The sequence below is a fragment of the Allobosea sp. UNC402CLCol genome, assembly GCF_000745475.1.
Classification (GTDB): domain Bacteria; phylum Pseudomonadota; class Alphaproteobacteria; order Rhizobiales; family Beijerinckiaceae; genus Allobosea; species Allobosea spartocytisi.
On the sequence record NZ_JQJJ01000008.1, the window covers coordinates 77397 to 89986 of the forward strand.

Consider the following 12590-nt stretch of genomic DNA (forward strand, 5'->3'; position numbering starts at 1 on the left):
CGAAGCCGGTTCTGATGTCGGGCAGATCAAATGCAACGTTATAGCATAACATGTCAAGTTCTGAGCTGACTGAATGCAGCTTCGCCCTGATGGCCTCAATCTTCCGTCACCCCCAGGGCAAGCGCTTATCGAAATGCGCCGTCCCGTCGCCATTGGCGAACTCGGCGAAGCCACGGCTGCGCCAGAAAGCTAGCGTCGCCGGCGTCTCCGCGCTGGCGTGGAGATAGAGTGTGCGGAATCCCAGCCTGACCGCCTCGGCCTCGGCGAGATCGCTGAGCCATCCGCCAATGCCTTGGCCGCGCCGTTCGGCGGCGACGTAGACCCGCGCCAGTTGCGGGATCTCCCCAGCGTCGGGATAGCGATCGGCGAAGGCCTTCCCGAGGCCGGGCTTGCGGTCGAGGGTGTAGAGCGCCGCCGTCGCGACAATCCTGTCCCAATCGTCCCGCAGCACCCAGAAGACACCGCGGTTGGCGGCTGAGAACCAGCATGCCTCATCATCCGCGACCAGGCTATCGAGGTCGGCATGCCAGTCCTGACGATAATCGAAGCCATAGAACGCCTTGATGACATCGAGGCAGAACCGCCGAGCCTCGGCGCGGCGGTCGGCGGCCTCCTCGAGCGGGCGGGTGAGTCGGAGGCCGAGCGGCACATCGGTCATGGGTCGGGCTGGGTCGACGCCTGATCCCCACCTTCCCAACAACGCCAAGGCGTCGTCAGTGGTCTATCGAGGACCGGCTTATCGGTTACAGTTGCGGGGGCAGAGGCAGCCGCGGCCTTCAAACCGCGCTCCCTTTTTAATTCGCCCAGCGGCGGAATCTGTTCCGGGAACGTTTCTAGCTTGGGGAGCTTGAATAGGGAAGCCGTGCGTATGCCTGCTTCCGAGTGGGATGCTGAGGTCCGCTCTTGGCGCATCGGAACCACTGCCGGCTTATTCGACCAGCAACCGATCGATGCCAGCGGCGCAGAAGCGGGTCAGGCGCTCCAGCAGAAGCTCCGCAAGGCCGGCGGGAGACAACGCCTGACGCTCGTCGTCGAGGCGCGCGGCGCGGTCGCCCGCCGCCATCGTCATGACCAGCGCCCCGACCATGAACAGATAGGCATCCACCATCGCCGCGCGCGAGGCCTGCGGGTAGAGCTTCGCGAACGCCGCCAGGAATTCCGTCGCCGTCGGGTCGAAATGCTCGGCGAGCACGCCGCGGACGGATTCGCGCGGGTCGACCGCCTCTCGCGCCGTCATCATCGCGAAGGCCGCGCCTTGCACGCCCTCTGCGAAGCGCTGCCTCACCGAAGGGCCGATGAAGGCCTCGACCACGGCCCGGATATCGGGCGCCGGCGCGGCCATCGCCTCGTCGAGCGCCGTGCCGCGCGCCAGCGCCAGCGCATCCGCCCGGCGGGCGAAGACGGCGCGATACAGCGCCTCCTTCGAGCCGAAATAATAGCTGAGCTGCGACAGCCGCACCTCGGCCGCAGCGGCGAGATCGCGCATCGAAGCGCCGTCGGCACCGCCCCGCTCGGCGAATGTCCGCTCGGCTGCGTCGAGAATGCGCTCGCGCGTCGGAGCCGCTGCCATCGAATCCCTCCTGAGCAGCGCCCCTGCCCTGCGTGATTTGGCTCTTATCAGAAAGCGTGTTCTACGCTATTGGTCGGACGTTCGTCCAAATTTGTGCCGCCAGAGCATAACGGGACGTCAGGAGGAAACAGCATGATGCCAACCGGGCGCCTCGTCGATCTCTCAATCCCGCTCGAAAACGACGTGCCCGCCGATCCGCCCTTCCAGAAGGTCCGGATCGATTACCGCACTCATGAGGGCACCGCGAAGGACATTGCCGCCGCATTCCCCGGCCTGAAGCCCGAACAGCTGCCGGAGGGCATGGGCTGGGCCGTCGAGCTCGCGACGATCTCGACCCATAACGGCACCCATGTCGATGCCCCCTGGCACTACCATCCGACGCAGGACGGCGGCGCCCCTGCCCTCAAGATCGATGAATGCCCGCTCGAATGGTTCCTGCAGCCCGGCGTGAAGCTCGATTTCCGGCACCTCCCCGACGGCCATGTCGTCACCCCCGGCGAGATCGATGCCGAGCTGGAGCGTATCGGCCATAAGCTCAGCCCGCTCGAGATCGTCGTCGCCAACACCCGCGCCGGCAGCCGCTATGGCGAGACCGACTATATCGATACCGGCTGCGGCTTCGGCCGCGAGGCGACGCTGCATCTCGTCCGCCAGGGCATCAAGGTCGTCGGCACCGATGGCTGGAGCTGGGATGCGCCCTTCAGCCATACCGCCCGCCGCTTCGCCGAGACCGGCGACGCCTCACTCATCTGGGAGGGCCACAAGGCCGGGCGCGAGGCCGGTTACTGCCAGATCGAGAAGCTGCACAATCTCGAAGCCCTGCCCGCCACCGGCTTCGTGATCAGTTGCCTGCCGGTGAAGGTCCGCAACGGCTCTGCCGGCTGGACGCGGGCCGTCGCCATCCTGCCCGCCTGAACCGACAATCAAGGGAGAAGCGCATGAGCAAGGTCATCATCACCTGCGCGGTCACCGGCGGCATCCATACGCCGACCATGTCCGACCATCTGCCGATCACCCCCGACCAGATTGCGGAGCAGGCCATCGCCGCCGCCGAGGCCGGCGCCGCGATCCTCCACCTCCACGCCCGCGACCCCAAGGACGGCCGCCCGACGCCGGACCCGGCGGTGTTCATGGAGTTCCTGCCGCGCATCAAGCAGGCGACCGACGCAGTGGTAAACATCACCACCGGCGGCGGCCTCAACATGAGCGTCGAGGAGCGCCTTGCCGCCCCGCTCAAGGCAGCGCCCGAGATGTGCTCGCTCAACATGGGCTCGATGAACTTCGCGCTGCATCCGCTGGCGGATAAGTACAGCGACTGGAAGCACCCCTGGGAGCAGCCCTATCTCGCCGGCACCAAGGATTTCATCTTCCGCAACACCTTCGGCGACATCGAGCGCATCTACAAGATGCTTGGCGAGGGCCACGGCACCAAGTTCGAGCATGAATGCTACGATGTCGGCCATCTCTACAATCTCGCGCATTGCCTCGATCGCGGCTGGTTCCGGCCACCGGTTTTCCTGCAGCTGATCTTCGGCATCCTCGGCGGCATCGGCGCCGATCTCGACAACCTGATGTTCATGAAGCGCACCGCCGACAAGCTGTTCGGCAAGGATTATCACTGGTCGGTGCTGGCGGCCGGGCGCCACCAGATGGCCTTCTGCACGCAGGCCGCGATGATGGGCGGCAATGTCCGCGTCGGGCTGGAGGACAGCCTGTTCATCGGTCGCGGCAAGCTCGCCACCTCCAATGCCGAGCAGGTCGCCAAGATCCGCCGCATCGTCGAGGAACTCGGCTACGAGATCGCCACCCCGGAGGAGGCCCGTGCCACGCTCGGCCTCAAGGGCGGCGACCGGGTGAATTTCTGAGGCGCCCGGCATGGCGTCTCGCCCCAACCCGCTCGACGGCTTCACCGTCGATCCCACCACGATCCGCTACATCGGCGAGGGCCTGCAGCGGCCGGAATGCATCCTGGCCGAGCGCGACGGCTCGCTCTGGAGCGCCGATGCGCGTGGCGGCGTCGTCCATATCAGGCCGGACGGCTCGCAAACCCTGATCACACAGACCGCGAGCCGCGGCTTTGCCGAGGCGACGGACGAGGAGGCGCGCTTCGTCTCGGGCACGCTGCCGAACGGCCTCGCCTTCGCCGGCAATGGCGACATCCTGATCTCGAATTTCGGCACCGACCGGCTTGAGATCATGACGCGCGACGGCGAGACCCGCGTGCTGGTCGACAGCATCGACGGCGCGCCGATCGGCAAGGTCAATTTCGTCCTGCGCGACAGCCGGGATCGCATCTGGCTGACGATTTCGACCCGCACGAAGAACTGGATGAAGGCGATCAGCCCGAACGTCCGCGACGGCTATGTCGCCCTCTATGACGGCGGACGGCTGCGGATCGTCGCCGACGGCTTCGCCTTCACCAACGAGATCAGGCTCGATGCCAAGGAGGAATGGCTCTACGTCGCCGAGACCTGCGCGCGGAAGGTGACGCGATTGCGCGTCCTGCCCGATGGCAGCCTGACCGACCGCGAGACCTTCGGGCCGGAGGATCATGGCGCCTGCATCGACGGCATCGCCTTCGACGCCCATGGCAATCTCTGGGGCACCCATGTCTTCACCGACCGGATCTTCGCGATCACGCCGGAGGGCGAATTGCGCATCCTGCTCGACGATGACCGCGGCAGCACTGCCGGCAAGGCCTTTCTCGACGCCTTCGCCCGCGACGAGGCGACGCCGGAATTGATGCTCGCCTGCGGCGGCGCGATCGCGCCCTGGTGCGCCAGCATCACCTTCGGCGGGCCGGTCCTGCGGACTGTCTATGTCGGCAGCCTGAAGGGCTCGCGCATTCCGTATTTCCGCTCACCCGTCGCCGGTCTGCCGATGGTGCATTGGTAGGTCCGGCGCCACGCGACCACATCACGCTTCAATCAGAACAGAATTCGCAGAATAGAATTCGGGAGGAACCATGAAACGCATCGTCTCCGCGCTCGCCGGCGTCTCGGCGCTCTGTCTCGCAACCGCAGCCCAGGCCGAAATCTCCGGCGGCACCGTCAAGATCGGCGTTCTGACCGACATGTCCGGCGTCTATTCCGACATCACCGGCAAGGGTTCGATCGTCGCGACGCAAATGGCGGTCGACGATTGCCTGAAGGCGGAATGCGCCGGCATGAAGATCGAGGTCGTCTCGGCCGACCATCAGAACAAGCCGGATGTCGGTTCGACCATCGCGCGCGAATGGATCGACCGGCAAGGCGTCGACGTCCTCGCCGACATGTCGAACGCCTCGTTGCAGCTCGCCATCCCGCCGCTCCTCAAGGAGAAGAACCGGGTCGGCCTGTTTCCCGGCGGCACGGCGCGCCTAACCGGCGATGCCTGCCAGCCCGACCATATCGTCCAGTGGATGTGGGACACCTATGTCCAGGTCGCCGGCGTCGCGAACTACCTGACCAAGCCCGGCACGAAATGGTTCCTGGTCACGGCCGACTATGCGCTCGGCCACCAGCTCGAGGCCGATGCCAAGACGCTGGTCACGGCCAAGGGCGGCACCTATGTCGGCTCCGTCCGCCACGCCTTTCCGGCCGTCGACCTCTCCTCGCAGCTGCTGACGGCACAGGGCTCGGGTGCCGACTATATCGCGCTCGCCAATGCCGGCGGCGACACCGTCGCCGGCATCAAGACGGCGCGCGATTTCGGCATCGGTCAGGACAAGCAGAAGCTCGTCGCCTTCTTCCTGACCGCGATGGACGTGAAGAGCGTCGGCCTCGCCGCGGCGCAGGGCACGGTGCTGACCGAGGGCTTCTACTGGAACCTCGACGACCGCACCCGCGCCTTCTCGGAGCGCTTCAAGGCCAAGCACGGCGCGGTGCCCTCGGCGATCCAGGCCGGGATCTACTCCTCCGTGCGGCATTATCTCAAGGCGGTGGCGGCCGCAAAGTCAGACGAGGCGAAGACGGTCATCGCCAAGATGCGTGAACTGCCAATCGAGGACGACGTCGTCCGCAACGCCAAGCTGCGCGAGGACGGCCGCATGGTCCATGATTTCTACGTCTTCCGTGCCAAGCAGCCTGCCGAGTCGAAGAGCGAGTGGGATCTCTACGACCTCGTCGCCACGATCCCCGGTGATGAGGCGTTCCGCCCCTTGAGCCAGAGCACCTGCCCTGCGATCAAGCGCTGAGGCGAGAAACCGTTGCAGCAGCTGAATGGTGCAGGCACCGTCTGATCTCAGGCGAACGGCGTGATGGTTCACGCTCTGAGTAGCAGGTCCAGGGCGCTATCCACACGAATGGCAGCTCTCGGACATTGGCCAGAAGTCTGCTTCTGACGCTTCTCGACAGCCGCCAACGCAAAGTGGGCGGCTCGTTTTTCGGCTGCAAAGGCTCAACCCGTCATGCCCAGATAGCGCGGCAGCCAGAGCGAGAAGACCGGGAAGACCACGAGGGCCAGCAGCGCAACGATCAGCACGGCGATGTACTTCATCATCGGGCGTGTGACGTTTTCGACCTTGGTGCCCGTCATCGCCGCGGTGGCGAACAGGCCGACGCCGATCGGCGGGGCGAAGAAGCCGAGCCCCATCGCGACGACCATGATCGTGCCGAACTGCAGCGGGTTGATGCCGAGCTTGATCGCGATCGGCGTCAGCAGCGGGCCGAACAGGATGAGAGCGGGCGCCCCCTCCAGGATCATGCCGAAGAAGGCCATCACGACAACGCTGACCAGGATGAAGCCGATCGGACCGACCGCATGGCCGACGCCGATCATTAGCGTCGAGATCTGGTCCGGGATGCGCTCGATGGTGATGGCGTAGGACAGGCTCGACGCCGCCGCGACGATGAAGAGAATGCTGCCGGTCATTGCCGCCGACCGCACGAAGAGCTGCACGATCAGCCGCCAGCTCAGCTCGCGGAAGGCGAGCCCGCCGATCAGGAAGGCATAAACCACGGCGAAGGCGGAGATCTCCGTCGAGGTCGCGATGCCGGCAGTGACGCCGCGCCCGATCATCAGGATCATCGCCAGCGTGACGCCGGCGCCCAGGATCAGCGGAAGCATCGGCCGCTTGGTGCCGCCGACGAAGACCTTCTCGACATCGACGCGCGTGCCATAGATGACCGCGACGACGGCCAGCGCAGCCGCCATCAGCCCGGCCGGAACGAGGCCGGCCATGAACAGCCCGCCGATCGAGATGTTCGAGACGAAGGCGAAGATGATCAGGTTGACGCAAGGGGGAATGGTCTCGGCCATCACGGCCGTGCAGGCGAGCAGCCCGGCCGTCTCGTTCTCGTCCTGACCGGTCTTGCGGATGGCCGGCATGATGACGCCGCCGACCGCCGCGATATCCGCGAGCTTGGAGCCCGACACGCCGGAGAACAGCGCCGTCGCAATGATGACGATGAGGTTCATGCCGCCTTTCAGCCGGCCCATCATCCGCAGCAGCAGCTCGATGAGGCGCGACGACATCCCGTTGCTCTCCATCGTCAGCCCGGCCAGCACGAAGAAGGGAATGGCGAGCAGCACGAAATGATTGGCGCCGGAGGCGACCTGTTGCGCCCAGATCAGCATGGGCAGCGAGGGATCGGCCAGGAAATAGGCCATGGCGCCGAAGGCGAGCGCGAAAGCGATCGGCACGCCGATCAGCAGGCCGCCCACGGCGGCCAGCGTGAGGAGATGGATCGGCGCCAGCGCGAACTGCGGCAGCAGCGTGTTCCAGCCGGCGATCGCCGCGCCGATGGCCAGCAAGGGGACGAGCGCGGTCCAGCGCGGCCCGGCCGGCAGCTTCAGCACATTGGCGACGGCGAAGGCCGCCATCACGAACCCACCGAACAGCACCGGCAGAAGGAAGATCCATTGCGGCAGGCCGGTCGGCGTCAACTGGCCGGCGGTGTCCTCGAAGAGCTGCGCGCTCGATACCAGCAGCGTCGCCGAGACCAGCAGCGTGATCCAGGCGGCCGCCGCCGCGGCGATCGCGCGCCCTTTCGGCGGCAGCATCAGGACGAGCACCTCGATGCCGATATGCTGCGAGCGCGCGAGCACACTGCCAGCGCCGATGAACACCATCGTCGTCATCAACCCCGCCGCCACCTCCTCGGCCCAGTCGAAGGGCGCGTGCAGGAAGTAGCGGAAGACGACCGAAAGGAAGACGACGGCGACGTCGATCGCGAGGATCGCGCCGCCCAGATGCTCGATGAAGAACAGGACCCGCGCGGCAAAGCGGTCCTGCGGCAGGCGCGATTCGAGCGCGCTGCCGGCGGTTGCGACGGCGTCCATGCGCTGATCCTCCAGAGAGCCGGCGGTGGCCGGCGGTCTTGGTTGCCGGAAAGAGCCGTCAGGCCGAGGCCTGGATCTTCTCGAAGAGCGGGGCGGTGGATGGGTACTGCGCGAGATACGGCTTGTAGAGCTCGTCAGCCGTGCGCCGCTTGAGTTCGGCGATCTCGGCCGGCGGCACTTCGGTATAGACCATGCCCTTGGCCTTGAGATCGGTGAACGCCTCTGCCTCGACGTCCTTGACCTCCATGCGCGAGATGCGCGTCGCTTCGTCCGCCGCCTGGCGGAAGGCGGGCATCAGATCGGCAGGGATCTTGGCCAGCCCGCGCTTGCCGATATAGGCGAGCATCGGCGTGTAGATGTGCCGGGTGAGGAAGCCACGATTGGTGACCTCGTAGAGCTTGTAGGCGATGGTCGTGCCCGGATCGTGCTCGAAACCGTCGACGACGCCGGTCTGCACGGCGGTGTAGAGCTCGTTGATCGGGATCGGCGTCGGTGTCGCGCCGATGATGTTGAAGGTGTCGATGAAGGCCTTGGTCGGCAGCACCCGCAGCTTGACGCCCTTGAGATCCGCAACGCTGGCGATCGGCTTCTTGGTGTAGATGCTGCGCGCGCCGACCTGGAAGCCCCAGCCCAGGATGTTCACGCCCGTGCGGTCGGCCAGCATCTTGTCATAGGCCTGGCCGACGCCGGCATCGAGCGCCTTCGAGCAATGGTCGTAGCTGTTGAAGAGGAAGCCGAGGTCGAGCATGCCGAATTCGGGCACGACCGTGGCCCAGATCGAGGCGCCGGTCAGCATCATGTCGACCGAGCCGACCTTCACCTGGTTGACGACGTCGGCTTCCTTGCCGAGCTGGCCATTGGGGAAATATTCGAGCTTGATACGATCGCCGGCGAGCTTGGCGATCTGCTCGGAGAAGGGCTTGTACCAGAGATAATGCGCGCCGAACTTGTCGGCCGGCGCGGCGGACGAGACACGCAGCGAGATCGGCGCGGCCGCACGCAGAATGGTGGGCGCGCAGATGCCAATGACGGCCGCGCCGGCCACGAAGCTCCGGCGGGTGGTAAAGCTGCTCATGATGTTCCTCCGCTGATGGTGTTCGGCCGGCTTGGCGCCGGGCTCGTTGTGTTTCGAGAAAGGCTCAGTCTTCGGGCAGGACCTTGCCCGGGTTCAGGATGCCGAGGGGGTCGAGCGCCTGCTTGACCTTGCGCATCATCTCGACGGCCGGGCCGTGCTCGAGCCGCATGAACTTGATCTTGCCGCTGCCGACCCCGTGCTCGCCGGTGCAGGTGCCGTCGAGTTCCAGCGCGCGACGCACCAGCCGGTCGTTGATCGCGGCCGCTTCCGCCAACTCCCGCGGATCCGACGGGTCGATCAGCAGACCGAGATGGAAATTTCCGTCGCCGACATGGCCGACCATGCTGATCGGGAAGGAAGCATCGGCGATATCCGCCTGCGTCTGCGCGATGCAGGGCGCCAGCGCCGAAATCGGCACGCAGACATCGGTGCTCCAGAGCTTGGCATTCGGGCGCAAGGCCTGAACGGCATAATGGGTGTCGTGCCGGGCCTTCCACAACCGGTTGCGGCTGTCGGCATCGGCCGCCGCGACGAAGCCGAGCGCGCCGAAATCCGCCGCCAGCACCTCCACCGTCTCCGCCTGCTCGCAGACTCCGGCCTGCGAGCCGTGGAACTCGAAGAAAAGCGTCGGCGCCTCGTTCAGCGCCAGCTTGCTGTACAGGTTGACGGCCCGCACGGTGGTGTTGTCGAGCAGTTCGACACGGGCGACCGGGATGCCGCTCTGGATCACCGCGACGACGAGATCGACGGCGTTCGACACAGAGGGAAACGAACAGACCGCCGCGCTGATCGCCTCGGGAATGCCGTAGAGCCGCACCGTCACCTCGGTGATGATGGCCAGTGTGCCTTCCGAGCCGATGAGCAGGCGGGTGAGGTCGTAGCCGGCCGAGGATTTGCGGGCGCGCCGCGTGGTGCGGATGATCTCGCCTTCGGCCGTGACGGCCGTCAGCGAGACGACGTTCTCGCGCATCGTGCCGTAGCGGACGGCATTGGTGCCCGAGGCACGCGTCGCCGCCATGCCGCCGATGGTGCTTTCCCCGCCCGGATCGATCGGGAAGAACAGGCCGAGATCGCGCAGATCGCTGTTGAGCTGCTGGCGCGTCACGCCTGCCTGCACGGTCGCATCGAGATCCTCCGGCCGGACGGACAGCACGGCATTCATGCGGCTGAGATCGATGCAGACCCCGCCGCGGACGGCCGTCACGTGCCCCTCCAGCGAGGTGCCAGCGCCGAAGGGCACGATCGGAGTGCGATGGACGGCGCAGAGCTGCACGATCGCCGCGACCTCCTCGGTCGTCCCGGCATAACAGACCGCATCGGGAGCGAGGCCGGCATGATAGGATTCCCCGCGGCCATGATGCTCGCGGTCGGCGGCGGAGGTCGTGAAGCGCCGTCCGAGCAGCCCTTCCAGCGCCGCCGCAAGGGCGGGGGGCAGACCGCCTGAAACGCTCGGCTGCGCTCTCGCCAGCATGACCTGTTTCCTCCTTTACGCGCTTGCTCAGCGCCGTTGTTGACAGGCTCGTAGCATGCGCTTCATATCGTCGCAACAATTGTATACAGGACACAGGACACAAATTGGATGCGGACGCTTAGGCAGAAATTGGCCGGGCCCGGAATCGTGGTCGCTCCGGGCTGTCATGACGCGCTGGGGGCGCGAATTCTGGAACAGGCCGGGTTCGAGGCCGTCTACATGACCGGGAACGGGCTTTCCGCCGCGATGCTGGGCGCGCCAGATCTCGGCCTGCTGACCTTGACCGAGATGGCGAGCCGCGCCCGCGCGATCGCTGGCAGCATCTCGGTGCCGCTGATTGCCGATGCCGACACCGGCTACGGCAATATCAACAATGTCGCGCGGACCATCGCGGAATACGAGGCGGCCGGCGTCGCCGCGCTGCACCTGGAAGACCAGGTGACGCCGAAGAAATGCGGCGCCATGAGCGGGCTTTCTCTGGTTTCCACCGAGGAGCATGCCGAAAAGATCCGCCATGCCGTGAAGACGCGCCGCGATCCGGACATGCTGATCATCGGCCGCACCGACTCCCGCCTTGTGCTCGGGCTCGACGAGGCGATCGCGCGGGGCCAGGCCTATGCGAAAGCCGGCGCCGACCTTGTCCTGATCGAGATGCTGCAGAGCGAGGAGGAGATGCGTCTTGCCGTGCGCAGCATCGACGCGCCGCTGATGTTCAACTCGGTCGACGGACGCACGCCGGCCCTGGATGCCGCGACCTTCGAATCGATCGGCTTCAAGCTGTTGGCCTTCCCCTTGTCGTCGACGCTGGCCTATGCTCGGCTGATGCAGCGCTTCGCTTCGGACCTCAAGCAGAACGGCTCGACGGCGGCCTGGGCCGAAGCGCTCTTGCCGATCCATGACTACGAAGGCGTGCTCGGCCTGAGCCGCTACGCCTGAGCCCAGCCATGTATCCCAGCCGCCGCCCGACCAAGCCCCGTCCCCAAACGAGCGACCGCGCATCCGGTCTCACGGCGCTGGAGCATCCGCGCTCGCTCGCGGAAATGGTCGAACAGCGCCTGCGCGACGCCATCGTCAACGCCGAGCTGCCCTTCGGCCATGCCCTACCCGAGGACGAGACGGGGCTGGCGCTCGGCGTCAGCCGCACGCCGCTGCGGGCTGCGCTCGCAAGACTTGCCGCGCTCGGCCTCGTCACCATCGTGCCCAATCGCGGCGCCTTCGTCTTCGACCCCTCGCTGGAGGATGTGAAGCAGCTTGCGGGCTTTCGGCTGATGCTGGAAACCGAGGCGGTCATGCTCTGCCTCGACGGCGCCGCGGACAATACCGAGGCGGAACTCAAAACCGTACTGACGATCATGGAAACGGCGCATCGCGAGCAGGACGGCACAGCCTATGCCAGCAGCGACACTGATTTCCACGCGGTCTTTTTCCGCAATTGCGGCAACCTTTTCGTCGCGAATGCCTTCGCCACCATCTCCTGGCAGGTGGCGGCGCTGCGTGCGCATCTGTCCGTCGACCGCTCCTGGGAGCGTGATACGTCCTTCCTGGAGCATCGCGAGATCGTCGAGGCATTCAGCTCCGGCAGCCGGGACGATCTCCGTCGCATCCTGCGCGATCACATCCTGCGGGCCGCCAAGGCCTATTCAAACGTGATCGCGCAAGAGACCTGATTTGCTCTGCGAAAACCGGCCGTCATTTTCGGATCGAGTCCTTACCCGGCAGTCAGGCGCAAAGATCGCGCTTTGACGACCCCGCGCGCGAGGGCTGACGACACGGCAATGAGCAAGGAAGGATTTGGGAACTGGTTCGCCGACGCCTGCGTCGCGGCTGATGTCCCCGGTCGAGCTCATGGCCTGCGGAAGGCGGGCGCCACGAGAGCCGCGAACCATGACGCTTCCGACGCTCAGCTCGACGCGATTTCCGGTTGGAGCGGTCGCGGCATGGCGGCGCTCTACACCAAGACAGCGAACCGACAGCGTCTCGCAGAAGAGGCCGCGTCGCTCCTGATTCCGGAACCGAAAAGAACGTCTATTCCCGCACCTCATCATCAAGTGCGGGGAACGCCGCTAAAAAAGAAGGGAATTCAACTGCCTAGGAAAAAAGGTGGTGGGGGAAGCAGGACTCGAACCTGCGAAGGCATAGCCAGCGGATTTACAGTCCGCCCCCTTTGCCGCTCGGGACATTCCCCCGCCTGCGCCCATGACCGGCTCTCAGAG

11 protein-coding genes, 1 tRNA gene and 1 riboswitch are annotated in these 12590 nt (G+C 65.9%); of the genes, 6 read left to right on the top strand and 6 right to left on the bottom strand.

The window, feature by feature from the left end; genetic code table 11:
• Positions 1-106: 106 nt before the first annotated feature.
• The gene (locus tag GY40_RS02315) at positions 107-658 is read right to left on the bottom strand and encodes a GNAT family N-acetyltransferase (protein ID WP_051987441.1); all 552 of its coding nucleotides are present in this window, start codon (positions 656-658) and stop codon (positions 107-109) included.
• Positions 642-835: riboswitch (cobalamin riboswitch) on the bottom strand. (Overlaps the previous gene by 17 nt.)
• Before the next feature lie 93 nt (positions 836-928).
• Positions 929-1570 (bottom strand): TetR/AcrR family transcriptional regulator, encoded by a 642-nt coding sequence (locus GY40_RS02320; protein ID WP_038358379.1) that lies wholly within the window; start codon positions 1568-1570, stop codon positions 929-931.
• A 132-nt stretch (positions 1571-1702) separates the two neighbouring features.
• On the opposite strand from GY40_RS02320, the gene GY40_RS02325 reads away from it, so the two are divergent.
• The 4 genes from GY40_RS02325 to GY40_RS02340 all read left to right on the top strand — a co-directional run bounded on the left by GY40_RS02325 (position 1703) and on the right by GY40_RS02340 (position 5744).
• Positions 1703-2485, top strand: a complete 783-nt coding sequence (locus tag GY40_RS02325) for a cyclase family protein (protein WP_038358381.1) — start codon at positions 1703-1705, stop codon at positions 2483-2485.
• Between the two features lie 23 nt (positions 2486-2508).
• A complete protein-coding gene (locus GY40_RS02330) occupies positions 2509-3435 on the top strand; it encodes a 3,5-dioxohexanoate:acetyl-CoA acetone transferase (RefSeq protein WP_038358383.1) in 927 nt (308 codons plus the stop codon).
• Between the two features lie 10 nt (positions 3436-3445).
• Positions 3446-4465, top strand: coding sequence for an SMP-30/gluconolactonase/LRE family protein (locus GY40_RS02335; RefSeq protein ID WP_038358385.1), 1020 nt, complete (start codon positions 3446-3448; stop codon positions 4463-4465).
• A gap of 70 nt (positions 4466-4535) precedes the next feature.
• Positions 4536-5744: an ABC transporter substrate-binding protein gene (locus GY40_RS02340; protein ID WP_038358387.1), complete on the top strand. Its 1209-nt coding sequence runs from the start codon at positions 4536-4538 to the stop codon at positions 5742-5744.
• Between the two features lie 203 nt (positions 5745-5947).
• Here the strand turns inward: GY40_RS02340 and GY40_RS02345 are convergent, their stop codons facing one another.
• The 3 genes from GY40_RS02345 to GY40_RS02355 form a co-directional block, all read right to left on the bottom strand.
• Complete coding sequence (locus GY40_RS02345) at positions 5948-7831, bottom strand: TRAP transporter large permease (protein ID WP_038358389.1); 1884 nt, start codon at positions 7829-7831, stop codon at positions 5948-5950.
• Positions 7832-7889: 58 nt separating this feature from the next.
• On the bottom strand, positions 7890-8906 hold the full coding sequence (locus GY40_RS02350) for a TRAP transporter substrate-binding protein (RefSeq protein WP_038358390.1): 1017 nt from the start codon (positions 8904-8906) through the stop codon (positions 7890-7892).
• Between the two features lie 64 nt (positions 8907-8970).
• Positions 8971-10377, bottom strand: a complete 1407-nt coding sequence (locus tag GY40_RS02355; RefSeq protein WP_156115841.1) for an FAD-binding oxidoreductase — start codon at positions 10375-10377, stop codon at positions 8971-8973.
• A gap of 108 nt (positions 10378-10485) precedes the next feature.
• Between GY40_RS02355 and GY40_RS02360 the strand changes: the two genes are divergently transcribed.
• On the top strand, positions 10486-11313 hold the full coding sequence (locus tag GY40_RS02360; protein ID WP_038358392.1) for an isocitrate lyase/PEP mutase family protein: 828 nt from the start codon (positions 10486-10488) through the stop codon (positions 11311-11313).
• Positions 11314-11321: 8 nt separating this feature from the next.
• On the top strand, positions 11322-12044 hold the full coding sequence (locus GY40_RS02365; protein ID WP_051987442.1) for a GntR family transcriptional regulator: 723 nt from the start codon (positions 11322-11324) through the stop codon (positions 12042-12044).
• 434 nt (positions 12045-12478) lie between these two features.
• On the opposite strand, the gene GY40_RS02370 is transcribed toward GY40_RS02365, so the two are convergent.
• A tRNA-Tyr gene (locus GY40_RS02370) sits at positions 12479-12563 on the bottom strand.
• Between the last annotated feature and the right edge of the window lie 27 nt (positions 12564-12590).

What these genes read in the sequence shown, in the direction of transcription:
- GY40_RS02315 (WP_051987441.1), bottom strand. Translation starts at nt 658, where the DNA reads ATGACCGATGTGCCGCTCGGCCTCCGACTCACCCGCCCGCTCGAGGAG.
- GY40_RS02320 (WP_038358379.1), bottom strand. Translation starts at nt 1,570, where the DNA reads ATGGCAGCGGCTCCGACGCGCGAGCGCATTCTCGACGCAGCCGAGCGG.
- GY40_RS02325 (WP_038358381.1), top strand. Translation starts at nt 1,703, where the DNA reads ATGATGCCAACCGGGCGCCTCGTCGATCTCTCAATCCCGCTCGAAAAC.
- GY40_RS02330 (WP_038358383.1), top strand. Translation starts at nt 2,509, where the DNA reads ATGAGCAAGGTCATCATCACCTGCGCGGTCACCGGCGGCATCCATACG.
- GY40_RS02335 (WP_038358385.1), top strand. Translation starts at nt 3,446, where the DNA reads ATGGCGTCTCGCCCCAACCCGCTCGACGGCTTCACCGTCGATCCCACC.
- GY40_RS02340 (WP_038358387.1), top strand. Translation starts at nt 4,536, where the DNA reads ATGAAACGCATCGTCTCCGCGCTCGCCGGCGTCTCGGCGCTCTGTCTC.
- GY40_RS02345 (WP_038358389.1), bottom strand. Translation starts at nt 7,831, where the DNA reads ATGGACGCCGTCGCAACCGCCGGCAGCGCGCTCGAATCGCGCCTGCCG.
- GY40_RS02350 (WP_038358390.1), bottom strand. Translation starts at nt 8,906, where the DNA reads ATGAGCAGCTTTACCACCCGCCGGAGCTTCGTGGCCGGCGCGGCCGTC.
- GY40_RS02355 (WP_156115841.1), bottom strand. Translation starts at nt 10,377, where the DNA reads ATGCTGGCGAGAGCGCAGCCGAGCGTTTCAGGCGGTCTGCCCCCCGCC.
- GY40_RS02360 (WP_038358392.1), top strand. Translation starts at nt 10,486, where the DNA reads ATGCGGACGCTTAGGCAGAAATTGGCCGGGCCCGGAATCGTGGTCGCT.
- GY40_RS02365 (WP_051987442.1), top strand. Translation starts at nt 11,322, where the DNA reads ATGTATCCCAGCCGCCGCCCGACCAAGCCCCGTCCCCAAACGAGCGAC.